The organism is Pseudomonas sp. TE50-2, assembly GCF_040813665.1.
Taxonomy (GTDB): Bacteria; Pseudomonadota; Gammaproteobacteria; order Pseudomonadales; family Pseudomonadaceae; genus Aquipseudomonas; species Aquipseudomonas soli.
Genome location: NZ_JBFNXN010000001.1, coordinates 4055181 through 4080185 on the forward strand (window position 1 = coordinate 4055181; position 25005 = coordinate 4080185).

Annotated in this window: 23 protein-coding genes; 9 read left to right on the plus strand and 14 right to left on the minus strand. The window is 63.9% G+C overall.

Annotated features, from left to right (window positions below; translation table 11 throughout):
• Window positions 1-37 precede the first annotated feature (37 nt).
• The 9 genes from AAHK21_RS18605 to AAHK21_RS18645 all read right to left on the minus strand — a co-directional run bounded on the left by AAHK21_RS18605 (window position 38) and on the right by AAHK21_RS18645 (window position 11681).
• Window positions 38-1006: a peptide ABC transporter ATP-binding protein gene (locus tag AAHK21_RS18605; RefSeq protein WP_046854274.1), complete on the minus strand. Its 969-nt coding sequence runs from the start codon at window positions 1004-1006 to the stop codon at window positions 38-40.
• Window positions 1006-1974, minus strand: a complete 969-nt coding sequence (locus AAHK21_RS18610; protein ID WP_046854275.1) for an ABC transporter ATP-binding protein — start codon at window positions 1972-1974, stop codon at window positions 1006-1008. The genes AAHK21_RS18605 and AAHK21_RS18610 overlap by 1 nt, the downstream gene beginning before the upstream one ends.
• A 10-nt stretch (window positions 1975-1984) precedes the next feature.
• Window positions 1985-2911: an ABC transporter permease subunit gene (locus AAHK21_RS18615; protein ID WP_046854276.1), complete on the minus strand. Its 927-nt coding sequence runs from the start codon at window positions 2909-2911 to the stop codon at window positions 1985-1987.
• Window positions 2912-2921: 10 nt separating this feature from the next.
• On the minus strand, window positions 2922-3932 hold the full coding sequence (locus tag AAHK21_RS18620; RefSeq protein ID WP_023630501.1) for an ABC transporter permease subunit: 1011 nt from the start codon (window positions 3930-3932) through the stop codon (window positions 2922-2924).
• 76 nt (window positions 3933-4008) lie between these two features.
• The gene (locus tag AAHK21_RS18625) at window positions 4009-5604 is read right to left on the minus strand and encodes an ABC transporter substrate-binding protein (protein ID WP_367857999.1); all 1596 of its coding nucleotides are present in this window, start codon (window positions 5602-5604) and stop codon (window positions 4009-4011) included.
• 72 nt (window positions 5605-5676) lie between these two features.
• Window positions 5677-7056 (minus strand): OprD family porin, encoded by a 1380-nt coding sequence (locus AAHK21_RS18630; RefSeq protein ID WP_367859005.1) that lies wholly within the window; start codon window positions 7054-7056, stop codon window positions 5677-5679.
• 160 nt (window positions 7057-7216) lie between these two features.
• A complete protein-coding gene (locus AAHK21_RS18635; protein WP_367858000.1) occupies window positions 7217-8809 on the minus strand; it encodes an ABC transporter substrate-binding protein in 1593 nt (530 codons plus the stop codon).
• 211 nt (window positions 8810-9020) lie between these two features.
• Complete coding sequence (locus AAHK21_RS18640; RefSeq protein ID WP_367858001.1) at window positions 9021-10646, minus strand: ABC transporter substrate-binding protein; 1626 nt, start codon at window positions 10644-10646, stop codon at window positions 9021-9023.
• 312 nt (window positions 10647-10958) lie between these two features.
• Entirely contained in the window at window positions 10959-11681 is a 723-nt protein-coding gene (locus AAHK21_RS18645) for an SIMPL domain-containing protein (RefSeq protein WP_102684911.1), read from the minus strand.
• A gap of 201 nt (window positions 11682-11882) precedes the next feature.
• Between AAHK21_RS18645 and AAHK21_RS18650 the strand changes: the two genes are divergently transcribed.
• Window positions 11883-13139 carry an ATP-binding protein gene (locus tag AAHK21_RS18650; protein WP_038706754.1) on the plus strand — a complete coding sequence of 419 codons (1257 nt, stop codon included), beginning with the start codon at window positions 11883-11885 and terminating at the stop codon, window positions 13137-13139.
• Entirely contained in the window at window positions 13139-13699 is a 561-nt protein-coding gene (locus AAHK21_RS18655) for a response regulator transcription factor (protein ID WP_023632665.1), read from the plus strand. Before AAHK21_RS18650 ends, AAHK21_RS18655 begins: the two co-directional genes overlap by 1 nt.
• Before the next feature lie 134 nt (window positions 13700-13833).
• Here the strand turns inward: AAHK21_RS18655 and AAHK21_RS18660 are convergent, their stop codons facing one another.
• Both AAHK21_RS18660 and AAHK21_RS18665 read right to left on the minus strand, forming a co-directional pair.
• Window positions 13834-14025 (minus strand): hypothetical protein, encoded by a 192-nt coding sequence (locus tag AAHK21_RS18660; RefSeq protein WP_367858002.1) that lies wholly within the window; start codon window positions 14023-14025, stop codon window positions 13834-13836.
• 14 nt (window positions 14026-14039) lie between these two features.
• On the minus strand, window positions 14040-15674 hold the full coding sequence (locus AAHK21_RS18665) for a phospholipase (RefSeq protein WP_367858003.1): 1635 nt from the start codon (window positions 15672-15674) through the stop codon (window positions 14040-14042).
• A gap of 190 nt (window positions 15675-15864) precedes the next feature.
• Here AAHK21_RS18665 and AAHK21_RS18670 point away from each other — a divergent pair, with 190 nt between their 5' ends.
• The 6 genes from AAHK21_RS18670 (at window position 15865) to AAHK21_RS18695 (ending at window position 21580) form a co-directional block, all read left to right on the plus strand.
• Window positions 15865-16806, plus strand: a complete 942-nt coding sequence (locus tag AAHK21_RS18670; RefSeq protein WP_367858004.1) for an AEC family transporter — start codon at window positions 15865-15867, stop codon at window positions 16804-16806.
• Window positions 16807-16855: 49 nt separating this feature from the next.
• Complete coding sequence (locus AAHK21_RS18675) at window positions 16856-18211, plus strand: amino acid permease (protein WP_046854285.1); 1356 nt, start codon at window positions 16856-16858, stop codon at window positions 18209-18211.
• A 480-nt stretch (window positions 18212-18691) separates the two neighbouring features.
• Entirely contained in the window at window positions 18692-19360 is a 669-nt protein-coding gene (locus AAHK21_RS18680) for a FadR/GntR family transcriptional regulator (protein ID WP_367858005.1), read from the plus strand.
• Between the two features lie 13 nt (window positions 19361-19373).
• Window positions 19374-20654, plus strand: coding sequence for a CynX/NimT family MFS transporter (locus AAHK21_RS18685; protein ID WP_367858006.1), 1281 nt, complete (start codon window positions 19374-19376; stop codon window positions 20652-20654).
• A 115-nt stretch (window positions 20655-20769) separates the two neighbouring features.
• Entirely contained in the window at window positions 20770-21240 is a 471-nt protein-coding gene (locus AAHK21_RS18690; RefSeq protein WP_046854288.1) for a nuclear transport factor 2 family protein, read from the plus strand.
• Window positions 21241-21283: 43 nt separating this feature from the next.
• Window positions 21284-21580 carry a GIY-YIG nuclease family protein gene (locus AAHK21_RS18695; RefSeq protein ID WP_102685471.1) on the plus strand — a complete coding sequence of 99 codons (297 nt, stop codon included), beginning with the start codon at window positions 21284-21286 and terminating at the stop codon, window positions 21578-21580.
• Between the two features lie 115 nt (window positions 21581-21695).
• Here AAHK21_RS18695 and AAHK21_RS18700 read toward each other — a convergent pair whose 3' ends face one another.
• Both AAHK21_RS18700 and yejK read right to left on the minus strand, forming a co-directional pair.
• A complete protein-coding gene (locus AAHK21_RS18700; protein ID WP_367858007.1) occupies window positions 21696-21932 on the minus strand; it encodes a hypothetical protein in 237 nt (78 codons plus the stop codon).
• 353 nt (window positions 21933-22285) lie between these two features.
• Window positions 22286-23293 (minus strand): nucleoid-associated protein YejK, encoded by a 1008-nt coding sequence (gene yejK / locus AAHK21_RS18705; protein WP_046854292.1) that lies wholly within the window; start codon window positions 23291-23293, stop codon window positions 22286-22288.
• Between the two features lie 392 nt (window positions 23294-23685).
• Between yejK and AAHK21_RS18710 the strand changes: the two genes are divergently transcribed.
• Window positions 23686-23967 (plus strand): HU family DNA-binding protein, encoded by a 282-nt coding sequence (locus AAHK21_RS18710; protein WP_004882926.1) that lies wholly within the window; start codon window positions 23686-23688, stop codon window positions 23965-23967.
• A gap of 47 nt (window positions 23968-24014) precedes the next feature.
• Here AAHK21_RS18710 and rlmF read toward each other — a convergent pair whose 3' ends face one another.
• Window positions 24015-24965, minus strand: coding sequence for a 23S rRNA (adenine(1618)-N(6))-methyltransferase RlmF (gene rlmF / locus AAHK21_RS18715; protein ID WP_367858008.1), 951 nt, complete (start codon window positions 24963-24965; stop codon window positions 24015-24017).
• Window positions 24966-25005 lie beyond the last annotated feature (40 nt).

Below are 25005 nucleotides of genomic sequence, written 5' to 3' on the forward strand. Positions count from 1 at the left end.
GGGAGCGAGCTTGCCCCGCGATGAAGGCTACCCGGACCTACAGGAACTGCTCGGCGTAGTGGCACGCCACCTGCCGCGTGCTCACTTGGCGCAACGCCGGTACTTCCTTGGCGCAGCGTTCGGTGGCATACGGGCAACGCTTGTGGAACGCGCAACCGTCCGGTGGATTCAGCGGGTTGGGCAATTCACCGGCAATGCGGATCTTCGGCTTCAGCGGGTCCGGGTGGATCGCCGGGGTGGCCGACAGCAGCGCCTGGGTATACGGGTGCAGCGGCTTGTCGTAGATGTCCTGCTTGGGCCCCATCTCCGCCGGCCGGCCGAGGTACATCACCAACACCTGGTCCGCCACATGGCGCACCACTGCGAGGTTGTGGGAGATGAACACGTAGGCGGTGTTGAACTCCTTCTGCAGGTCCATGAACAGGTTCAGCACCTGGGCCTGGATCGACACGTCCAGCGCCGAGGTGGGTTCGTCGGCCACCAGTACCTTGGGTTGCAGCATCATCGCCCGGGCCAGGGCGATGCGCTGGCGCTGACCACCGGAGAACATGTGCGGATAGCGCTGGTAGTGCTCGGGGCGCAGGCCCACCTGCTCCATCATCTTCTGCACTTTCTCGCGGCGTTCGGCCTTGCTCAGCGAGGTGTTGATCAGCAGCGGCTCGGCGAGCTGGTCGCCGATCTTCTGCCGTGGGTTGAGCGAGGCGTAGGGGCTCTGGAACACCATCTGCACATCACGGCGCAGCTGTTTGCGCTGGTCCTTGCTGGCGCCCTTGACCTCGTGACCGGCGATCTGCAGCGAACCGGAGGATGGCTCCTCGATCAGGGTCAGGGCACGCGCCAGGGTCGACTTGCCGCAGCCGGATTCACCGACCACGGCCAGGGTCTTGCCGGCCTCCAGTTCGAACGACACGCCGTTGAGCGCCCGCACCAGCGCATGGCCCTTGAACAGGCCGCGGGAGACTTCGTAGTGGCGGGTCAGCTCACGAGCGGAAAGTACGACGGCCATCACGCCACCTCCTGGTTCAGCGGATAGAAGCAACGCACCAGGCTATGGGCCTGGGGATCGAGGGCCGGGCGCTGCCGGCGGCAGTTTTCCTGCACATAGGGGCAGCGCGGCGACAGCAGGCAGCCTTGCGGGCGGTCATAGCGGCCGGGGACGATGCCGGGCAGGGTGGCCAGGCGTTCGGCGCCGATGCTGTGCTCGGGAATGGCCGCCAGCAGCGCTTCGCTGTACGGATGGGCGGGAATGTCGAACAGCTCCGGCACCTGGCCGACTTCGACCGCTTGCCCTGCGTACATCACGCACACGCGCTTGGCGGTTTCGGCGACCACGGCCAGGTCGTGGGTGATCAGGATGAGCGCCATGTTGCGCTCTTTCTGCAGGTTGACCAGCAGCTCCATGATCTGCGCCTGGATGGTCACGTCCAGCGCGGTGGTGGGTTCGTCGGCGATCAGCAGTTTCGGCTCGCCGGCGATGGCCATGGCGATGGCCACGCGCTGGCTCATGCCGCCGGACAGCTGGTGCGGGTAGGCGTCCAGGCGGCTTTCGGCGGCCGGGATCTCGACCTTCTTCAGCAGCTCCAGGGCGCGCTGGCGCGCTGCCTTACCCTTGAGACCGAGGTGCTGACGCAGCACTTCCTCGATCTGGTAGCCCACGGTGTAGCTGGGGTTGAGCGCGGTCATCGGGTCCTGGAAGACCATGGCGATGTCCTTGCCCACCACCTTGCGACGCTGGCGGCCGCTGAGCTTGAGCATGTTGGTGCCGGCGAAGTCGAGCACGTCCGCGGTGATGCGCCCGGGGGCTTCGATCAGCCCCATCAGCGCCATCATGGTCACCGACTTGCCCGAGCCCGACTCGCCGACGATGGCGAGGATCTCGCCGGCATCCACGCTCAGGTCGAGGCCGTCCACCACGGGCACGGCATTGGCGTCGCCGAAGCGCACGTTCAGGTTGTTGATCTGCAACAGTGACATGGCGATCTCCTCAGGCGGCGTTCTTGAGTTTCGGATCCAGCGCGTCGCGCAGGCCGTCGCCCATCAGGTTGATTGCCAGCACACTGAGCAAAATGGTCAGGCCGGGCAGGCTCACCACCCACCAGGCGCGTTCGATGTAGTCGCGGGCCGAGGCCAGCATGGTGCCCCACTCGGGGGTTGGCGGCTGCACGCCGAGACCGAGGAAGCCCAGGGCGGCGGCGTCGAGGATCGCCGAGGAGAAGCTCAGGGTGGCCTGCACGATCAGCGGCGCCATGCAGTTGGGCAGCACGGTGACGAACATAAGCCGCGGCAGGCCGGCACCGGCCAGGCGCGCGGCGGTGACGTAGTCACGGTTCAGTTCGCCCATCACCGCGGCGCGGGTCAGGCGCACGTAGGACGGCAGCGAGACGATGGCGATGGCGATCACGGTGTTGATCAGGCCTGGGCCGAGGATGGCGACGATGGCCACGGCCAGCAGCAGCGAGGGCAGGGCCAGCATCACGTCCATCAGGCGCATGATCGAGGGGCCGAGGATCTGCGGGAAGAAGCCGGCCAGCAGGCCCAGCAGGATGCCCGGGATCAGCGACATCACCACCGACGACAGGCCGATCAGCAGCGACAGTCGGGCGCCCTGGATCAGCCGCGAGAGCAGGTCGCGGCCCAGTTCGTCGGTACCGAGGATGAACTGCCAGGTACCGCCTTCGAGCCATACCGGCGGCGTGAGCAGGAAGTCGCGGTATTGCTCGCTGGGGTTGTGCGGCGCCACCCAGGGGGCGAACAGGGCGCAGAACACCACCAGGCACATGAAGGCCAGGCCGGCCACCGCGCCTTTGTTGCGCGAGAAGGCCTGCCAGAATTCTTTATACGGCGAGGGGTAGAGCAAGCTTTGGTCGACCACGCTGGGCGGGGTGACGGATTTTGGAATCGGGCTGGTCATGGCGTAGTCCTCAGCGCTGATGACGGATGCGTGGGTTGGCCAGGCCGTAGAGGATATCCACGACGAAGTTGACCAGGATCACCAGGCAGGCGATCAACAGGATGCCGTTCTGGACCACGGGGTAGTCACGGGCACCGATGGCTTCGATCAGCCATTTGCCGATGCCCGGCCAGGAGAAGATGGTTTCGGTGAGCACGGCGCCGGCCAGCAACGTGCCGACCTGCAGGCCGAACACGGTGAGTACCGGGATCAACGCGTTGCGCAGGCCGTGGATGAACACCACGCGCGACGGCGACAGGCCCTTGGCGCGGGCGGTACGGATGTAATCCTCGCGCAGCACTTCGAGCATCGACGAACGGGTCATGCGGGCGATGACCGCCAGCGGGATGGTGCCCAGCACGATGGCCGGCAGGATCAGGTGCATCAGCGCATCCTTGAACGCGCCTTCCTCGTCGCTGAGCAGGGTGTCGATAAGCATGAAGCCGGTTTTCGGCTCGATGTCATAGAGCAGGTCGATGCGCCCGGAGACTGGTGTCCAGCCCAGGCTTACCGAGAAGAACATGATCAGGATCAGGCCCCACCAGAAGATCGGCATCGAGTAGCCGGCCAGGGAGATGCCCATCACCCCGTGGTCGAACAGCGAGCCGCGCTTGAGCGCGGCGATCACCCCGGCCAGCAGGCCGATGACCCCGGCGAACAGCAGGGCGGCCATGGCCAGCTCCAGGGTTGCCGGGAACAGGGTGAGGAATTCGTTCCATACGCTTTCACGGGTGCGCAGGGATTCGCCCAGGTCGCCCTGGGCGAGCTTGCCGACATAGTCCAGGTACTGGGCCGGCAGCGGCTTGTTCAGGCCCAGGCGCTCCATGGCCTGGGCATGCATTTCGGGGTCGACCCGGCGTTCGCCCATCATCACTTCGACGGGGTCGCCGGGGATCAGGCGTATGAGCGCGAAGGTCAGCAGGGTGATACCGAAGAAGGTCGGAATCAGCAGACCCAGGCGTCGGGCAATAAAACTCAACATTGTCAGGGGTACCTCATCAGCCGGAAACGGCGTGCCGCCGGGGCCTCTTGCACAAGGTCCGGCGGCTGTTGTTGTTCTACTTCACCTTGGTGGTGGCGAAGTTGTTGTTGGTCAGTGGGTTGATCACATAGCCTTCGACGTTCTCGCGCATGGCGGTGAACATTTTCGGGTGGGCCATGCTGATCCACGGCTGGTCTTCATCGTACACCGCCAAGGCCTCGTTATAGAGCCTGGCGCGTTCGTCGTTGTCGATCACTTCACGGGCGCGGGTGATCAGGTCCTGGAATTTCTGGTTGCACCAGCGCGCATAGTTCTCGCCGCTTTTCACCGCGTCACAGCTGAGCATCGGCGTGAGGAAGTTGTCCGGGTCGCCGTTGTCGCCGGCCCAGCCCGCCGACACCAGGTCGGCCTCGCCCTTCTTGGCGCGACGCAGCATCTCGGCCCACTCCATCACGCGGATGTCCAGCTTGATGCCGATCTTGGCCAGGTCCGACTGCAGCATTTCGGCGGACAGGCGCGGGTTGGGGTTGGTCGGGCCACCGCCGTTGCGGGTGAACAGGGTGATCACCGTGCCCTCCGGCACGCCGGCTTCCTTGAGCAGGGCGCGGGCCTTGTCGAGGTCGTGGGGCGGGTTCTTGTTGTCGGTGTTGTAGCCGATCATGGTCGGTGGATACGGGTTGACCCCAACCAGGGCGTTGCCCTTGCCGAACAGCTGGTCGACGTGGGTCTGGCGGTCGAAGGCCATGTCGATCGCCTTGCGCACGCGCACATCGCTCAGGTACTTGTGCTGGGTGTTCATCGAGATGTAGCCGGTAACCAGCGCCTCGATCTCGGCGACCTTGAGTTTCGGGTCGGTCTTGATCCCCGGCACGTCGTCAGGCTTGGGATACAGGGCGATCTGGCATTCGTTGGCGCGCAGTTTCTGCAGGCGCACATTGCTGTCGGTGGCGATGGCGAAGATCAGCGCGTCGGCGGGTGGCTTGCCACGGAAGTAGTCCGGGTTGGCCTTGTAGCGGACGTTGGCGTCCTTGTTGTAGCGCTGGAACACGAACGGGCCGGTGCCGACCGGCTTGCTGTTGAGGTCGCCGGTCTTGCCGGCCTTGAGCAACTGGTCGCCGTACTCGGCGGAGTAGATCGAGGTGAAGGCCATGGCCAGGTCGCGCAGGAAAGGCGCTTCCGGGCGGGTCAGGGTGATCACCACGGTGTGATCGTCGGTCTTCTCGACCGACTTGAGCAGGTCCTTGAAGGCCATGCTCTCGAAGTAGGGGTAGCCGACGCTGGTCTTGTCGTGCCACGGATGGTCTTTCTTCAGCTGACGGTTCAGGCTCCACAGCACGTCATCGGCATTGAAGTCGCGGGTGGGCTTGAAGTAGTCGGTGGTGTGAAACTTGACACCTTCGCGCAGGTGGAAGGTGTAGACCAGGCCGTCGGCGCTGACGTCCCAGCTGGTGGCCAGGGCCGGCTGGATCTCGGTGGTGCCAGGCTTGAAGTCGACCAGGCGGTTGAAGATGGCCTCGGCCGTGGCGTCGGCGGTGACGGCGGTGGTGTACTGGACGATGTCGAAGCCTTCCGGGCTGGCTTCGGTGCACACCACCAGCGGCTTGGCCGCCAGATTCGATGCGGCGCCCAGGATGACGGCTGCCAGGGCAGCACGTAGCGGTAGCAATTTCATGGAACCTCCCTGCAGTGCTAGTTCCAGCGTAGCCGCCACGGCCCGTGGGGAGGCGGGCCGTGGCGCCAACGGTCAGAGGATGTTGAACGGAATGGTGGTGACGACGCGGAACTCGTCGAGACTGCCGTCGCTCTGCGCCTTGCTGGCACGGTGGGCGGTATAGGTGGCGCGGATGGTGGTGTCCTTCAGCATGCCGCTCTGCACCGCATAGCTGGTGCCGATGCCCCACTCGTAGTGGTTCTCGCCGTCCTGGCCGCGGACGTCATAGGCGGTGCCCTTGTAGTGGGTACCGTCGATATCCCAGCCGCGGGCGTTGTAGACGTTGAACTTCAGGCCTGGCACGCCATAGGGCGCCATGTTCAGCACATAGCTGATCTGCAGCGATTTCTCGTTCGGGCCGTTGAAGTCCGACAGCAGGGAGTTGGCCAGGTAGATGCCGTTGGTCTCGTGCAGGTAGTCGAAGTACTCGTTACCGTTGACCTGCTGCCAGGAGGCGGTGAGGGTGTGGGCCTGGTGGGTCAGGCCGAACGACAGGCTGTAGGTGTCGTTGTCGATCTCGCCCATCTTCTTGCTGCCTTCGTCCACGGTCTTGTAGTAGTTCAGACCGGTGGTCAGGCTCAGCACCGCGCTGTCGCCCAGCACGTGGTTGGCGCCGAAGTAGTACTGGTTCCAGAAGTCGTCGACCTTGGTTGCGTAGAGGCTGGTGGTCAGGCTCTTGAGCGGCTGGTAGTTGATGCCGACGGTGCTGGCGCGGTCGGTCTCGACCCCGGCGGCGCCGTATTCGCTGCGGAACTTGCTCAGGCTCTGCTCGGTACGCGGCGAAACGCGGTCGAAGGTACCTACGTCGAACGACAGGTTCTCGAACTCGGCGCTGTGCAGGAACGCGCCCTGGAAGCTCGATGGCAAGGCACGGTTGCCGATGTAGGCGATCATCGGGGTGTCGACCGACTGACGACCGACGGTCAGCGTGGTGTTGGAGATGCGCGCCTTGACGTTGCCCAGGCCCATCTTGCTCCACTGGCCGATCGGGTCGCCGTCGCTGTGGGTCAGGGTACGGTTGTTCGGGCCGGCCACGGCGGCGCGACCTTGCTCGAGGGCGATGGCATTGTAGGCTGCGGCCTCGACGGCAAAGCCGACGGTGCCTTCGGTGAAGCCCGAGCTGTAGTTGAGGATGGTGCCCTGCACCCAGTTGTCGCGGCTGTGGGTGTCGTGGCGGGTGCCATCGCTCTTGGTGTATTTCCACAGCGGCGCGCGGGTGGCGCGTTCGCGGGCATACCAGTTGCGGGTGCTGCCGGACAGGCTCTGGCCATCGATGAAACCTTTGGCTTCGGCCTGTTCGCTGCTGGACTTGAGCGCAAACGGCACGAAGTCCTGGCTTGCGGGTTCGGCCTGGGCGAGGGCGCAGAAGGCGCCGACGGACAAGGCCAGTGCGGTGGTTGTGGTACGAATCAACATGAAAGCTCCCTGATATTTTTCTAGTTATCACCCGACCTTGTGGGCCGGGCTTGTCACGGTGACGCGGTACTGCAGTGTCTGCCTGGGGGTTGCCAGGCAAATCCGGGCTGCACGCCGTCGCGGGAGTGGGTCGCACTCCCGGCCGGGCGTTGCAGGGTCAATCGATGCTGACGCCGGAGAAAACGTTGCGTCCGAAGGGGCTGACCTTGAAGTCTTTCACGCTGATGCTCAGCGGCTGGTTGACCGTGGAGTGCGCGACCGGGGTGATCGGCACCTGTTGCTTGAGACGTTGCTGGGCTTGTTCGTAGAGGCTGGTGCGCTGCTCGCGGTCGGTGACCTGCTTGGCTTTTTTCACCAGCGCGTCGTATTGCGAATCGCACCACAAGGAGTAGTTGTTGCTGCCGATGGCGTCGCAGCTGAACAGGGTGCCGAGCCAGTTGTCCGGATCACCGTTGTCGCCGGTCCAGCCGATCAGGGCGATGTCATGCTCGCCGCTCTTCATGCGCTTGAGGTACTCACCCCATTCATAGCTGACGATGCGCACCTTGAAACCGAGCTTGCTCCAGTCGGACTGGAGCATTTCGGCCATGAGCTTGGCGTTGGGGTTGTAGGGCCGCTGTACCGGCATGGCCCACAGGGTGATCTCGGTGCCTTCCTTGACCCCGGCCTGCTTGAGCAGCTGCTTGGCCTTTTCCGGGTCGAAGGGGGCGTCCTTGATCGATTTGTCGTAGGACCATTGGGTTGGCGGCATGGCGTTGACGGCGGTCTGGCCGGCATCCTGGTAGACCGCCTGGATGATCGCCTGCTTGTTCACCGCCATGTCCATGGCCTGGCGCACCTCCAGCCGGTCGAAGGGTGGGTGCTGGGTGTTGTAGGCGATGTAGCCAAGGTTGAAACCGGGTTGCGTCATCACCTGCAGCTTGCCGTCTCCCTTGAGCGCGGGCAGGTCGGCCGGGCGCGGGTGCAGGGTGATCTGGCATTCGTTGCGGCGTAGCTTCTGGATGCGCACCGAGGGGTCGACGTTGATCGAGAACACCAGGTTGTCGATCTTCACTAGGTCAGGTGCCCAGTAGTCCTTGTTGCCCTTGAAGCGGATCTGCGAATCCTTCTGGTAGCGCTGGAACACGAACGGGCCGGTGCCGATCGGCTTCTGGTTGATATCGCTGGCCTTGCCGCTGGCCAGCAGGTGGTCGGCGTATTCGGCGGAGAGGATCGAGGCGAAGGCCATGGCGATGTTCTGCAGGAACGCGGCGTCGACCTTGTTGAGGGTGAAGACCACGGTCAGCGGGTCGGTCTTCTCGACCTTGGCGATGTTCTTGTCCAGCCCCATGCTGATGAAGTACGGGAACTCGGTGGGGTAGGCCTTGCGGAAGGGGTGGTCCTTGTCGAGCATGCGGTTGAAGGTGAACAGCACGTCGTCGGCGTTGAAGTCGCGGCTGGGCTTGAAGTCCTTGTTGCCATGGAACTTCACCCCGGGGCGCAGGTGGAAGGTGTACTTCAGGCCGTCCTCGGACACCTGCCAGTCGGTGGCCAGGCCCGGCTGCACGGCGGTGCCGCCACGCTCGAACTCGACCAGGCGGTTGTAGATCGGTTCGGCGGCGTCGTTGTCGGTGGCCGCAGTGTACTGGGCGGTGTCGAAGCCCGCCGGGCTGCCTTCGGAGCAGAACACCAGGTTGTTGGCGAGGCTCGCGGGAGCCTGGCTCAGCAGGCCGAGGGCAAGCAGGGTGGAACTCAGTGTGGTCAGGCGCATGGCAGATCCTTTGTCCGTGTTTTCAGGCCGCGACAGGCAAAACGCGGCTGCTGCATCCCGGTCCTGACGATAGGCGCGCCAGAATGCGGGAACCAGGGTTCGCTACTGATTTGGGTGCGGGAGCGTTCCGGCGAGCGTGAGGGAATTACCCTACGTATCGCCCGGTCGTGTCATCGTCCCGCCGGAAAACCCGGCGGGCCGATCACGGCCGTTACTTGTCCACGCTGACCCCGTAGAAGGAGTTCAGGCCGAACGGGCTGATCTTGAAGTCCTTCACTTTCGCGCTCATGGGCTGATACACGGTGGAGTGGGCGATCGGGGTGATCGGCACCTGCTCCTTGAGGATATGTTGCGCCTGCTTGTACAGCTCGGTGCGTTTGGCCTGGTCGGGGGTCGCCTTGGCTTGCTTGATCAGGTCGTCGTAGGGCTTGTAGCACCACTTGGAGAAGTTGTTGCCATCCATGGCATCGCAGCCATAGAGCGTGCCCAGCCAGTTGTCCGGGTCACCATTGTCGCCGCTCCAGCCAATCAGCATGGCGCCCTGCTCGCCGCCCTTGGAGCGCTTGATGTACTCGCCCCATTCGTAGCTGACGATCTTGGCCTTGATGCCGATCTTGGCCCAGTCGGACTGGAGCATCTCGGCCATCAGCTTGGCGTTGGGGTTGTAGGGGCGTTGCACCGGCATGGCCCACAGGGTGATCTCGGTGCCTTCCTTGATGCCGGCTTCCTTGAGCAGCTGCTTGGCCTTCTCGGGATCGTACTTGGCATCCTTGATGGTGGTGTCGTAGGACCACTGCGTTGGTGGCATGGCGTTGACCGCCAGCTGGCCGGCACCCTGATACACCGATTCGATGATCTGCTGCTTGTTGACCGCCATGTCCAGGGCCTGGCGGACCTTGAGTTGGGACAGGGGGTTCGCTTCATTGCTGCCCTTGACCTTGTCCATCACGTTGTAGGCGATGTAGCCGAGGTTGAAGCCGGCCTGGTCTGGCATCTGCAGCTTCTTGTCTTCCTGCAGCGGCTTGATATCGGCCGGACGCGGGAAGAGCGTCACCTGGCACTCGTTCTTCTTGAGTTTCTGCATGCGCACAGAGGCGTCGGTGCTGATGGCGAAGATCAGGTTGTCGATCTTCACGTCCTCAGGATTCCAGTAGCTCTTGTTGCCGGTGAAGCGGATGTTCGAGTCTTTCTGGTAGCTCTTGAACACGAACGGCCCGGTACCGATCGGCTTCTGGTTGATGTCGGCGGGCTTGCCCTGCTTGAGCAGCTGGTCGGCGTATTCGGCCGACTGGATCGAGGCGAAGTGCATGGCCATGTTCTGGATGAACGCGGCGTCGACGTCGTTGAGGGTGAACTTCACAGTGTGCTCGTCGACCTTCTCCACCTTGGCGATGTTCTTGTCCATGCCCATGTCGGTGAAGTACGGGAACTCGGTAGGGTAGGCCTTGCGGAAGGGCTGGTCCTTGTCGAGCATGCGGTTGAAGGTGAACAGCACGTCGTCGGCGTTGAAGTCGCGGGTCGGTTTGAAGTAGTCGGTGGTATGGAACTTGACGCCTTCACGCAGATGGAAGGTGTAGGTCTTGCCGTCCTCGGAGACGTCCCAACTGGTGGCCAGGCCCGGAATGACCTTGGTGCCGCCGCGCTCGAATTGCGTCAGGCGGTTGAAGATGGTCTCGGCGGAGGCGTCGAAGTCGGTTCCGGTGGTGTATTGCCCCGGGTCGAAACCGGCCGGGCTGCCTTCGGAGCAGAACACCAGGTTGGACGCGGCGTGGGCGATCGGTGCACCGGCTAGCAAGCCTGCGCCTACCAGGAACGGAATGACTGCGTGTTTGAGCATGGTGGCCTCATTGTTGTCATTTTTCGAATTGAGGCGGCCTCGTGAGCCGACCTGCGGATACTTATGCAGGGGGTATTCCCAATGCAACACTCAGCAGGATGGTTGACGCCAAAAACGTGGTACTGACGTACATGGATGTCGCATCCATATAACTTTGGCGAATGTTGAACGTTTGCGAGGGGGAAAAGGGCGAAAATTTCAGGATATTTCGCACTTTATGTGACAAGCAGACGCACCCGTTTGGTGCGTAGGAAAGGTCTGAAACTGCTGTCCGAGACGGTTTTGACCATCTCGGACATCCAGTCGAGTGGGTCAGGGCACCTGGACTTCGATCAGGCCGTCGGCACTCATGCTCACTTCGCTGGTTCCGGCTTCGATATCCGGTGCCGGCGCGGATTCATCGGCGGCGCCCTTGGCCATCATCGCCATCGGCGCGTTGCGCAGGTAAGGGCGCGGGTAACCGCTGCTGTTGAGGTTCAGGCTGACCACCTTGTAGCCTTTGCCGCCCAGGGCATCGGTGGCCAGTTGGGCGCGGGCCTTGAACGCGGCGACGGCATCCTTGAGCAGCTCGTCTTCATTGGACTTGCGCGTGGCCGGGGCAATGGAGAAGTCCATGCCGCCCATCTTCAGGTCTTGCAGCAGGTCACCGGTGAGCTTGGACAGGGCCGGGAAGTCGGCGCTTTCCAGGCGCAGTTCGGCGCGCTCGCGCCAGCCGGTGATCTTCTGGCCCTTGGTGTCGTAGATCGGGTAGCTGTTGCGGCTGCCCTGGCTGATCTTCACGTCCTTGACCTGGCGGGCCTGCTGCACGGCCTTGTTCATGGTCTCGGTGATCTCTTTGGCCAGCTTGCCCGGGTCGGTGTTCTGCGCTTCGCTGTACAGCGTCACGACCATCAGGTCGCGTGCCACTTCCTTGCTGACTTCGGCACGCAGCGACACCTGGTTGTAGCGTGGCTCGTCGGCCGCCAGGGCCGGCAGGCTGGCGAGCATGCCGCAGGACAGGGCAACGGCGGCGGCGCCGCGACGGGTAATGTGCATGTGGAGCTCCTTGGCAGGGTAAGGCGTGGATGAGCAGATCCGTTCCACGCATGGCCGATCAGACCGGTGACAGTGTAGAGGGTTCAAAAGTGCCATCATGAATCTATGGCAAAGTGTGGCGCTTTGCCGCATCGCTGCAGTGGAGCGCCCGGCTTCGGTATACTCCAGCCGATTTTCCTGGAGCACTCATTGGGAGAGCTCATGCTCGCCGTCGCACATCCGTTGTCCGCCACACGCCAGAACCTCTGGCGCCTGACCTTCATCCGCATCCTCGTCCTGGCGGCCCAGGCGGGCTCGGTAGGCGTGGCCTACTGGACCGAGCTGCTGCCGCTGCCGTGGTTCTCGCTGGCAGTCACGCTGGCCCTGTCGTCGCTGCTGTGCGCGTTCACCGCCCTGCGCCTGCGCCTGTCGCTGCCGGTGACCGAACTCGAGTACGCCCTGCAGCTGGCCTGCGACCTGCTGATCCACAGCGCCCTGCTTTATTATTCGGGCGGCTCGACCAACCCCTTCGTCTCCTATTACCTGGTGCCATTGGCCATCGCCGCGGTGACCTTGCCGTGGCTCTACTCGCTGGTGCTCTCGGGTATCGCCCTGGTGGCCTACAGCCTGTTGCTGGTGCAGTACTACCCGCTGGAAACGCTGCCGCTGGCGCGCGACACCATGCAGGTCTACGGCATGTGGCTGAGCATCGCCCTGGCTGCGGGGGTGATCACCTTCTTCGCCGCGCGCATGGCCGAGGAGTTGCGCCGCCAGGAGAACCTGCGTGCCGAGCGCCGCGAGGAAAGCCTGCGCGACGAGCAGTTGCTGGCCGTGGCCACCCAGGCCGCCGGCGCCGCCCACGAACTGGGCACGCCGCTGGCGACCATGAGCGTGCTGCTCAACGAAATGCGCCAGGACCACGCCGACCCGTTGTTGCAGGAGGACCTGCAGATCCTCCAGGACCAGGTCAAGCTGTGCAAGGAGACCCTGCAGCAGCTGGTGCGCGCCGCCGAGGCCAACCGGCGCCTGGCGATCGTCGAGCAGGACGTCACTGCCTGGCTCGACGAGGCGCTCAACCGCTGGCACCTGATGCGCCCGGAAGCCAGCTACCGTTTCCAGCGCCTGCGCGATGGCGTGGTGCCGCGGCTGACGCCGCCACCAGACCTGACCCAGGCCCTGCTGAACCTGTTGAACAATGCCGCCGATGCCTGCCCGGACGACCTGGAGGTGCGCCTGGACTGGGACGCCCAGGACATCGTCATCAGCATCCGCGACCATGGCCCCGGCGTACCACCGGCCATCGCCGAGGCGATCGGCAAACCTTTCATTACCACCAAGGGCAAAGGCTTCGGCCTGGGCCTGTTCTTGAGCAAGGCCAGCGTGACGCGTGCGGGCGGTTCGGTGAAACTCTATAGTCATGAGCAGGGTGGCACCCTGACCGAATTGCGCCTGCCCCATGGCAAGCGAGGAGATGCATGATGAGCGAAGAAAACCAGGTCGAAGGCGAAGAGCTGCCGCACCTGCTGCTGGTGGATGACGACGCCACCTTCACCCGGGTGATGGCCCGGGCGATGTCGCGTCGTGGGTTCCGTGTGAGCACCGCGGGTTCCGCCGAGGAAGGCTTGAAACTGGCCGAGCAGGACCTGCCCGACTACGCCACGCTGGACCTGAAGATGGAGGGCGACTCGGGCCTGGTATTGCTGCCCAAGCTGCTGGAGCTGGATCCGGAGATGCGCGTGGTGATCCTGACCGGTTACTCGAGCATCGCCACGGCGGTCGAGGCGGTCAAGCGCGGGGCCTGCAACTACCTGTGCAAACCGGCCGATGCCGACGATGTGCTGGCGGCGCTGCTCTCGGAGCATACCGACCTGGACACCCTGGTGCCGGAAAACCCGATGTCGGTGGATCGCCTGCAGTGGGAGCACATCCAGCGCGTGCTGGGCGAGCACGAGGGCAATATCTCCGCCACGGCGCGGGCGCTGGGCATGCACCGGCGCACCTTGCAGCGCAAGCTGCAGAAGCGTCCGGTCCGACGCTGAAAAATCGCGGGGCAAGTCGGGTCGCCGCATCGCCGCTCCCACGCAGGTCATGCCCAGGGCTTCCAAGCTCTGGACGACCTTGTGGGAGCGGCGATGCGGCGGCCCGACTTGCCCCGTGATGGCGTACTACAGCGTTAAGCGGCTTTCCCTCCCGAGCGGTCAACCCGCACCGCCAGCTGTCCTGCTCCCAATGGCGCCTCGAACGCCACCTGTCCGCCTGCCGGCACTTTCGCCCGGCCAATCACTTTGCCATCACGCAGCAATTCCAGCGGCATGCCTTCCATCGACTGGCCCGAAGCCAGTTCCAGTTTGACCTTGATATTCATCGGTGACCTCCTTGTCACGCGTTGCGATCGATATAGAGCGTTGTCTTTGCGTCCAGGCTGGCGATCAGCTCCGGTGAGCCGCCGCGGAACTGGCGGAACAGGTTGCGCCCGCGTTGCTTGCCGTCCGCCGGCACCTGCACGCTCGGGTGGAACTGGTCGGTGAGCTCGGCATAGCCGCTCCATGGGCCAATGTACGACTCGTTGAGCTGGTCGGTGATGCTGAAGGCATAGCGCACCGCGTTGCCCCGTTGCCAGTTCAGGCCATCGGGTTCACGGCGCTCCCAGCCGGTGATCACCGGCGCGGTGGCGGGGGCATCGATGAAACCGGTGGGCTTGTTCGGCTTGTAGTCCTTGAGCAGCAGGTAGGTGCTCCAGCCCCACCAGTCGCCGATGCGGTTGCGGTCGTTGAGGTCGTTGACGTCCTTGCGCCGCAACACCGCCTTGCCGTCCTGGAAGTACAGCGCGGCGAAGTTGCCGGGCACCAGGTCCTGTTCGGCGGCGCGCAGGTCGGGCGCCAGGCGCAGGGCCGAAAAGTCCTTGGCCTGGGGCACGCGGCCCTCGGCGAAGGCCTGGAACACTTCATCGGCCGAGCGCTGCACGGCGCGCGTCACTTGACGACGGTTGGCCACATCGACGCTGTCGAAGTAGCGCTTGTCGCCGTAGGCGCGCCATTGCTCGCCCTCGGCATTGCGCACGGCCAGGCCGTACTTGCTGTCCTCGTCGTGCATGAAGCGCGAGATCAGCGAGCCGACATCGCTCGGCGTGACGGTGTCTGCCAAGGCCTTGCGCGGCACCCGCAGGTGGCCGGCGGAGAACAGGTCGGTGAGGAAGTGGTCGGCGAAGGCGTTCATCGCATAGGCCAGTTGTAGGTCGCGTTCGGCGCCGCTGGCGCGGGCTTTCAGCGCCTGCTGCAGGGCGGCGGCGTGGCCGGCCTGGTAGGCCAGCAGCGCCCAGGGGCCGAAATGGTCCCAGTTGCTGGCGGCCAGTTTCAGGTAGCGGCCAAGGGGGAACAGGTCGGAGGCGAAGCTGCCGCCGCCGGTGATGCGGTTCCAGCGTGCCGACAGGCTGTCGCCCAGTGCGTCATAGGCTTCATGGGGCTGCCGGCCGTCCTTGATGGCCTGGTTGGCGGCGCGGATTTCTTCCTGCATGACCGCGAGGATCTGTTCGGCTTCCGCCTTGGCCGCCGGCAGGCGCGCCAGGGAGTCGAAGGCCTGGATGAAGCGCTCGATCCGTTCGGCGTCGCTGCCGCCATCGGCGATCGGGCGCTCGGGCAGGCCGTAGAAGTCGCCGCCCAGGGCGATCACCTGGCCATAGGTCAGGTTCAGGCCGTTGGGCAGTGGCAGCGGCGACTGATGGGCGGGGATGCCCGGTTGGCCCACCTCGTAACGCAGCAGGGCGTTGTCGCCGATGGCGGTGTGTTCGGCGCCTTCGAAAAACAGTTCCGGGCCGCGCTGCGCAGTTTTGCCGCCAGTCGACGGTGGCGCAGGGCGGTGATACTTGAGGATGTGGTGGCCGTGCATGACCAGCACCAGATGGCTGTCGGGGCCGGGCAGGGCGATGCCTTGCTCATCGAACAGCTGGTCGAGGTCAGCGACCACCAGCGTGGCCTGGGCCTTCGCGGCCACAGGTGCAGCGTGCATTCCTGACATGATTTGCTCCTTGCAATGTCTGGATAATCCATTTTTATACTGTATGCATATACAGTGATATGCATCATATGCAGGAAATTTCCTACGTCAAGACCCCTTTGTGCTGGCATCTGGCAGCTGTGGCGGGCGCAAGCCCCCGGCTCTCACGTATGATTGCGCTCCCTAACGGCATTTCCCGGGACCACGTTGCATGCTCGCCCTACTCATCCAGACACTGAACATCACGGCCCCTGTGTTCGCCATGCTGTTCATGGGCGTGCTGCTCAAGCGCATCCGCTTGATCGACGACAACTTCAACCGGGTCGCCTCCAAGCTGGTGTTCAACGTGTGCATGCCGGCGCTGCTGTTCCTCGGCATCTACCACGCCGACCTGGCGTCGGCGGTGAAACCAGGGGTGATGCTCTACTTCGTCGGCGCGACGCTGGCGTGCTTCGGCCTGGCCTGGGGCCTGGCGATCTGGCGCTGCCCGCGGGCTGACCGCGGCATCTACACGCAAGGCGCGTTTCGCGGTAACAACGGCGTGATCGGCCTGGCACTGGCGGCCAGCCTGTATGGCGACTACGGTATATCCCTCGGCGCGGTGCTGGCTGGGTTGGTGATCCTCATGTACAACTCGCTGTCGGCGGTGGTACTGGCGGTGTACAGCCCGGACCTGAAGTCCGACCCGTGGAGCATCTGCAAGAGCATCCTCAGCAACCCGTTGATCCTCAGCGTGCTGGTGGCAACACCCATGGCCTACGGCCAGGTGCCGCTGCCCAACTGGCTGCTGACCTCCGGCGACTACCTGGCGCAGATGACCCTGCCGCTGGCGCTGATCTGCATCGGCGGCACCCTGTCGCTGGCGGCCCTGCGCGACAGTGGCAGGCTGGCCGTCGATGTCAGCCTGGTGAAGATGGTCTGGCTGCCGCTGCTGGGCACCCTGGGTGCCTGGCTGTGCGGGTTCCGTGGCGCCGAGCTGGGCATCCTGTTCCTCTACATCGCCAGCCCCACTGCGGCGGCCAGCTATGTAATGGCGCGGGAGGCCAACGGCAACCATGAACTGGCGGCGTCGATCATCGTGATCACTACACTGATGGCCGCCGTCACCACGAACATCGGGATTTTCTTCTTGCAATGGGGTGGATGGATCTAGCCCATTTGCAAGCAAAACCAATAACACTGCCTCACCTAAAGGACACTTCATGCAAGACCAGAGCACGCCCGAGCGCTTGCAGCGCGGGCTGAAGAATCGCCATATCCAGCTGATCGCGCTGGGCGGGGCCATTGGCACCGGGCTGTTCCTGGGCATCGCCCAGACCATCCAGCTGGCCGGCCCGTCGGTGCTGCTGGGCTACGCCATCGCCGGCCTGATGGCCTTCCTGATCATGCGCCAGTTGGGCGAGATGGTGGTCGAGGAGCCGGTCGCCGGCAGCTTCAGCCACTTCGCGCACCAGTACTGGAGCGAGTTCGCCGGTTTCGTCTCGGGCTGGAACTACTGGGTGGTGTACGTGCTGGTCGGCATGGCCGAGCTCACGGCCGTGGGGATCTATGTGCAGTACTGGTGGCCGGATTTCCCCACCTGGGCCACTGCGGCGATCTTCTTCGTGGTGATTAACGCCATCAACCTGACCCAGGTGAAGGTATATGGCGAAATGGAGTTCTGGTTCGCCCTGGTCAAGGTGGTGGCCATCGTCAGCATGATCGGCTTCGGCGCCTGGCTGCTGAGCAGCGGCCATGGCGGGCCGGATGCCAGCGTCGCCAACCTGTGGCAGTACGGCGGCTTCTTCCCCAATGGCGTCACCGGGCTGATCATGGCCCTGGCGGTGATCATGTTCTCCTTCGGTGGCCTGGAGCTGGTGGGCATCACCGCCGCCGAAGCGGCCAACCCGCGTGAGAGCATCCCGAAGGCGACCAACCAGGTGGTCTATCGCATCCTGATCTTCTATATCGGCGCGCTGGCCGTGCTGTTGTCGCTGTATCCCTGGCAGAAGGTGGTGCAAGGCGGCAGCCCGTTCGTGATGATCTTCCACGAACTGGACAGCGACCTGGTGGCGACCATTCTCAACATCGTGGTACTGACCGCCGCGCTGTCGGTCTACAACAGCTGCGTGTACGCCAACAGCCGCATGCTGTTCGGCCTGGCCACGCAGGGTGACGCACCGCGCCAGTTGCTCAAGGTCAGCCGCCGTGGCGTGCCGCTCACCGCGCTGGGCGTGTCGGCCTTCGCCACCGGCCTGTGCGTGCTGATCAACTACCTGATGCCAGGCGAGGCCTTCGGCCTGCTGATGGCCCTGGCGGTGTCGGCGCTGGTGATCAACTGGGCGAGCATCAGCATCACCCACCTGAAGTTCCGCAAGGCCAAGCTGGCGGCCGGCATCACGCCGTTCTACAAGAGCCTGTGGCACCCGCTGAGCAACTACCTGTGCCTGGCGTTCATCGTGCTGATCCTGGTGGTGATGTACCTCACCCCGCCAATCCGTATCTCGGTGATGCTGATCCCAGCGTGGATCGCCGTGCTGTGGGTGGCGTTCCGGATGAAGAAGGCACGTCAGGCCTGATCTGCTCCATGTCGGTTTGAGGATCGCAGTGGCGATAACATCGCCACTGCCAACCACGAAACTCGCATCTCTTGCTCTTGCTCTTGCTCTTGCTCTTGCTCTTGCTTCTAAGCGCACGGTAGCTCAGGCGCCGCCGATTGCGACTTCAGGAGGCCGAGTGCAGGGCTTGCGTAGGGAGGCGACGGGCATGGATGCCCGTCGAGCGCCGATCAGGCCATGGATGGCCCGTCGGCGCGTACTCCCGGAGCAAGCCCGGAGCGAGGGAACCCCGGAGCGCAGCGCAGGGGCCGTATGAACGGAGCCGAACGGTTTTGCCTCCTTTTCCCAAGAGAAAAGGAGGTCGCCGTAAAGGCGAAAAGGTGACTAAAAGTCGACATCTTCTAAAAATGTTGATGTAAAACTCAAAACAGCCACTTAAACATCTCCACCCGAGACCTTGCCCCACCCCCACCAACCCGCTATCGTCAAGCAATTCATCCGATGACTGGACGTAAACCCCCCGTGACCCCGCTCATCAAACGCAGCCTGGTAGAACAAGCCGTAGACCAACTCCGCGAGCGCATCGCCCAGGGCACCTGGTCAGTAGGCCAGCGCCTGCCCACCGAACCGGAGCTGGCCAGCGACCTGGGCATCAGCCGCAACACCGTGCGCGAGGCCATGCGCGTCCTGGCTTTCAGCGGCCTGGTGGAAGTCCGCCAGGGTGACGGCAGCTACCTGCGCACCGCCGTGGACCCGCTGCAGGCCGTGCAGGTGATGTCGCGCTGCGCCGTCGAACACGCCCGCGAAACCCGCTATATCCTTGAAACACAAGCCATCGGCCTGGCCGCGTTGCGCCGCACCGAAGCCGACCTGCAGGCACTGCGCGACGCCCTGCAGCACAGCGCGCAGCACTACCACGGCGATGTGGATGCCTATGTCGAATGCGACCTGGTCTTCCACCAGCGCCTGGTGGACGCCGCCCACAACCCCGCCTTGAGCGAGCTGTACCGCTACTTTTCCGGCGTGGTCGGCGCGGCCCTGCAGCACAACATGACGACCGTCCCCCGTTGCCAGGCCGTGTTCGACCTGCACGGGCAGATCCTCGACGCCCTCGAACAACGCGATCCGGAGCGGGCCAAGCACCTGAGCCGGACCCTCATCGAATCCTGACCACGAGAAGGCCATGGCCGAACAACTGACCCGCAACACCGCGCCCCGCGAGGCGGACCTCGAAGAACTGCTGATCGACGCCGAGGCCGACGATGAGCAAGTCCAGCAACAGCCCGTGGTGCTGCGCCGGCCCTGGCTGTTGTTGCTGGGCCTGGTACTGGTGGCGCTGAACCTGCGTCCGGCGTTGTCGAGCATGTCGCCCATACTTGGGCAGGTGTCCGAAGGGCTGGGGCTCAGTGCATCGCAGGCGGGGCTGCTGACCACCTTGCCGGTGCTATGCCTGGGGCTTTTCGCGCCGCTGGCGCCAATCCTGGCACGGCGCTTCGGCAGCGAACGAGTCATCCTCGGCATCTTGCTGACCCTGGCGCTGGGCATCCTGGTGCGCAGTGCCCTGGGCGCCACCGGCGTGTTCATCGGCAGCCTGATGGCCGGTGCGAGCATCGGCATCATCGGCGTGCTGCTGCCCGGCATCGTCAAGCGCGATTTCCCACAACATGCAGGCACCCTGACCGGCGTCTACACCATGGCGCTGTGTCTGGGTGCGGCAATGGCCGCGGGTGCCACTGTGCCCCTGACCCGGCACTTCGATGACAGCTGGGCGCTGGGGCTGGGCTTCTGGGTGCTGCCGGCGCTGCTGGCGATGCTGGTGTGGCTGCCGCAGTCGCGCCAGGGCCATGGCGTGCACAAGGTGGCCTACCGGGTGCAAGGCCTGTGGCGCGACCCGCTGGCATGGCAGGTGACCCTGTACATGGGCCTGCAGTCGTCGCTGGCCTACATCGTGTTCGGCTGGTTGCCGTCGATCCTCATCGGCCGTGGGCTGAGCCCGACCGAGGCGGGGCTGGTGCTGTCCGGCTCGGTGATCGTGCAACTGGTCAGTTCGCTGAGCGCGCCATGGCTGGCGACGCGCGGCAAGGATCAGCGCCTGGCCATCGTGGTGGTGATGCTGGTGACCCTGGGCGGGCTGTTCGGCTGCCTGTACGCGCCGCTGGAAGGGCTGTGGGGCTGGGCGATCCTGTTGGGGCTGGGCCAGGGCGGCACCTTTGCCCTGGCGTTGACCTTGATCGTGCTGCGCTCCAAGGACGCCCATGTGGCGGCCAACCTGTCGAGCATGGCCCAGGGAGTCGGCTACACGCTGGCCTCCATGGGGCCGTTCGCGGTGGGGCTGGTGCATGACCTGACCGGGGGCTGGGGCGCGGTGGGCTGGATCTTCGCGGTACTGGGGATCGGCGCCATTGCGTTCGGCTTGGGTGCCGGGCGTGCGTTGCATGTGGGTGTGGTCAGCGAGCGGGTCTGAGAGCTGTCGGCACATGCCTGGGGCTTTGGCACCATTCATGGCGCAAATGGCTGTGGCGCCAAAGCCGGGCGCGGACTATCTTGCGCTTCTCGAGCCCAAGCACGGATAACCGCCAATGAGCGATGCCAACAGCGCCCTGATCACCCGTTTCTACCAGGCCTTCCAGCGCCTGGACGCCGAGGCCATGGTGGCCTGCTACAGCGACGATATCGTTTTCAGCGATCCGGTCTTTGGCACCTTGCGCGGGCAGGATGCCGGGGACATGTGGCGCATGCTCACCCGCCGCGCCAAGGACTTCACCCTGACCTTCGACAACGTGCGCAGCGACGAACGTGGCGGCGGCGCGCATTGGGTGGCGACCTATCTGTTCAGCCAGACCGGGCGGGTGGTGGTCAACGATATCCAGGCGCGCTTCGTGATCCGTGACGGGCTGATCTGCCAGCACGACGATACCTTCGACCTGTGGCGCTGGTCGCGGCAGGCCCTGGGCATGCCGGGCGTGCTGCTGGGCTGGTCGCCGATGTTGCAGAACAAGGTGCGCCAGCAGGCGTTCAAGGGCTTGCGCGCATTCCAGCAGGCGCGCTGAGGCGTTAAGCTGGCGGCCTTCTTCCGTTGCACCGAACCGAGCCGTGAGCGAAACAGCGCCTTCCCCCGACTGCAAACCCTGGTACGTCTATCTGGTGCGTGCCGCCAACGGCTCGCTGTACTGCGGTATCAGCGACGATCCGCAGCGGCGTTTCATCAAGCACCAGAAAGGGCAGGGCGCGCGGTATTTCAAGACCAGCCCGGCGCAGGCGCTGGTGTATGTGGAGCAGTGGCCGGACAAAGGCGAGGCGCTGCGCCAGGAGCGTTTGGTGAAGAAGCTGCGCAAGGCGGCGAAGGAGGCGTTGGTGGCCTCCTATATTGGTGTCGCCACGGCCCCATGACACGTTGCGACGCTTTGGCCATGCTGTGCGGGCGCCATCGCGGGGCAAGCCCGCTCCCACGTAGCTAAGTACTGCGAAGCCCTGGTGTGGGAGTGGGCTTGCCCCGCGATCTGGCTTAATGCAACGTCGGTGCCGGCATCTGCACATGGATCAACGCCGCTTCGAGCAACACACGCAGCGACTCCATCTCATGCATCGACGCCATCATCAGCACGGCGGCCGGCGACCTGGGTTTTAGCTGCACGGCATGATGGGCCACGGTCAAGGCGCACAGGGCGTACTCGGTGGCCTGGATGAGGGTGTCTTCGAGAGAGTGAGGGTTGTGGGGTGGATCGGGGACAATCTTCAGCATGATGAATCCTCAATTTGAGATGGAACCATCACCATTCGCTGTCAAACAAAGGGTGGCAGCTGTACATGGGTTGACAGACCGGTCAAATAGAGGAAACCCGGCGCACCCGAGGATGCCCCACGCACAGCTGCCATAAAGGCAAAGCCATACGGTTCGTATTTGAGTCGGCCTGTCAAAGCACGGTCGCTGAATGTGCAGCGACCGTCCGAGACTAGAGGCCAACCCAGACCACCGCAATGGCTTGAAAGGGCTTGGGAGTATGTTTGGGAAATGGACTACAGGGAATGGGGAAAGTCTTATAAATCGAAGATCTTTCCGAGGTTGCCGGGGCTGCGCAGCAGCCCCAGACGATCTCAATCCTTGCGCCGTTTCAGCTGATCGATCAGCTGGGTCGGCAGGCCTTTGATGACCAGCGTCCCGGCTTCTTCGTCATACTCGACCTTCGAGCCGAGCAGGTGCGCCTCGAAGCTGATCGACAACCCCTCGGCACGCCCGGTGAAGCGGCGGAACTGGTTGAGGGTGCGTTTGTCGGCCGGGATCTCCGGCGACAGCCCATAGTCGCTGTTGCGAATATGGTCGAAGAACGCCTCGGGGCGGTCTTCGTCGATCAGGCTGGAGAGCTCTTCCAGCGTTACCGGCTCGCCCAGCTTGGTCTGGGTGGTGGCGTAGTCGACCAGGGTCTGGGTCTTCTCGCGGGCGGACTCTTCCGGCAGGTCCTCTTTCTCGACGAAGTCGCTGAAGGCCTTGAGCAGGGTGCGGGTCTCGCCCGGACCGTCCACGCCTTCCTGGCAGCCGATGAAATCGCGGAAGTAATCCGAGACCTTCTTGCCGTTCTTGCCCTTGATGAACGAGATGTACTGCTTGGAGTTCTGGTTGTTCTTCCACTCGGACAGGTTGACCCGCGCCGCCAGGTGCAACTGCCCCAGGTCCAGGTGGCGCGAGGGGGTCACGTCGAGCTCGGCGTTAACCGCAACGCCTTCACTGTGGTGCAGCAGGGCGATGGCCAGGTATTCGGTCATGCCTTGTTGGTAATGGGCGAACAGCACGTGGCCGCCGGTGGACAGGTTGGACTCTTCCATCAGCTTCTGCAGGTGCTCGACGGCAACACGGCTGAAGGTGGCGAAGTCTTTCTCTTCGTCCTGGTACTGCTTGAGCCAGCCGCTGAACGGATAGGCGCCGGACTCGCCGTGGAAGAAGCCCCAGGCTTTGCCTTGCTTGGCGTTGTAGCTGTCGTTGAGGTCGGCCAGCAGGTTCTCGATGGCGTCGGAGGCCGCCAGTTCGCTGTCGCGAGCATGGAGCACAGCGGGGCTGCCATCGGGCTTCTTGTCGATCAGGTGAACGATGCAATGACGGATTGGCATGAAATTCTCGGTGATAGGAGCGGTGAAAAGCCGCGCTGCAAAAGGCGTTCAGTTTAACCCAGGGCGAGGGTGGTGCAGTGGCCAGATGTTGGCGTATATGCCGGTTGTTCGTTTTTTGTTCAAATTTTTGCGATTTTTCTGAAAACCCCCGAAAAACCTGAACAAAAACGTGGTCGGCAGCGGATATTTATCGATTCCTGTGGTAGCTTTGCGCGGTCTTGCGCCCCTCGGGTGGCGCATTGCTGGCAGATCGCTTGCGCGGTGTCGAACCAAACGCCGATTTGCGTATCTACATACGCGATCGACGCGGCCTCTGGATTGTCCCGGGCTGGCCCGACCACCGACCAAGCACGCTGCACAACCACTGAATTTGATAGGGAAGGAACACCACCATGGCACTGACCAAAGACCAACTGATTGCCGATATCGCTGAAGCCATCGACGCGCCGAAAACCACCGCGCGTAACGCCCTGGAGCAACTGGGCCAGATCGTCGCCGACCAACTGGAAAACGGCGCCGAAATCACCCTGCCAGGCATCGGCAAACTGAAAGTCACCGAGCGTCCTGCCCGTACCGGCCGCAACCCTTCGACTGGCGCTGCCATCGAAATCGCTGCCAAGAAAGTCGTCAAGTTCGTTCCAGCCAAAGTGCTGACCGACTCGATCAACAAGTAATTGTTGATTTGACGAAACCGCGCCCGGCTTGCCCGGGCGCGGTTTTTTCATGCCCGTGATTTACGCAGGGCGTGCCATTGCTGGCGTGCGCCATCGTCCTGGAAGCTCCAGGCGACCATGCGGCTCTGCTTCTGCCCCTGGCCCATCTCGATGATGCGCAGGGCCTTCACCCCGGCCTTTTTCAAGGCTGCCTCGATACCCGGCAGGTTGCTGGCCTTGGACACCAGGCTGGTGAACCACAGCACCTGGGCGGCGTACTGCACGCTTTCGGCGACCAGCTGGGAGACGAAGCGGATCTCGCCACCTTCGCACCACAGTTCATTGTTCTGCCCGCCGAAGTTCAGCACTGGCAGCTTGCGCTTGGGGTCCTGCTTGCCGAGGTTCTTCCATTTGCGCTGGCTGCCGCGGGTGGCTTCCTCGCGCGAGGCGTGGAAGGGCGGGTTGCACAGGGTCAGGTCGAAGCGCTCGTCGGCCTGCAGCAGGCCGCTGAGAATGTGCTTGCGATCCGCTTGCAGGCGCAGGCCGATGGCCTTGTCGAGCTTGTTGGCCTGGACGATGGCCTTGGCCGAGGCCAGGGCCACGCTGTCGATGTCGGAGCCTGTGAAGCGCCAGCGGTAGTCGCTGTGCCCGAGCAGGGGGTAGATGCAGTTGGCGCCGACGCCGATGTCCAGGGCGTGCACCTGGGCGCCGCGGGGGATTTCGCCACCGTTGTCTTCGCCCAGCAGGTCGGCCAGCACATGGATGTAGTCGGCGCGGCCGGGGATCGGCGGGCACAGGTAGTCGGCGGGGATGTCCCAGTGCTGGATGCCGTACTGGGCCTTGAGCAGGGCGCGGTTGAACACCCGCACGGCTTCAGGGTTGGCGAAGTCGATGCTGGGTTTGCCGTAGGGGTTGGTGATGGTGAAGCGGGCCAGGTCCGGATGCGCCTTGATCAGGGCGGGGAAGTCGTAGCGGCCCTGGTGGCGGTTGCGCGGATGCAGGGTGGGTTTCTGGGTCATGGTGGGGTCCTGAAAAAGCATCGCCGGCAAGCCGGCTCCC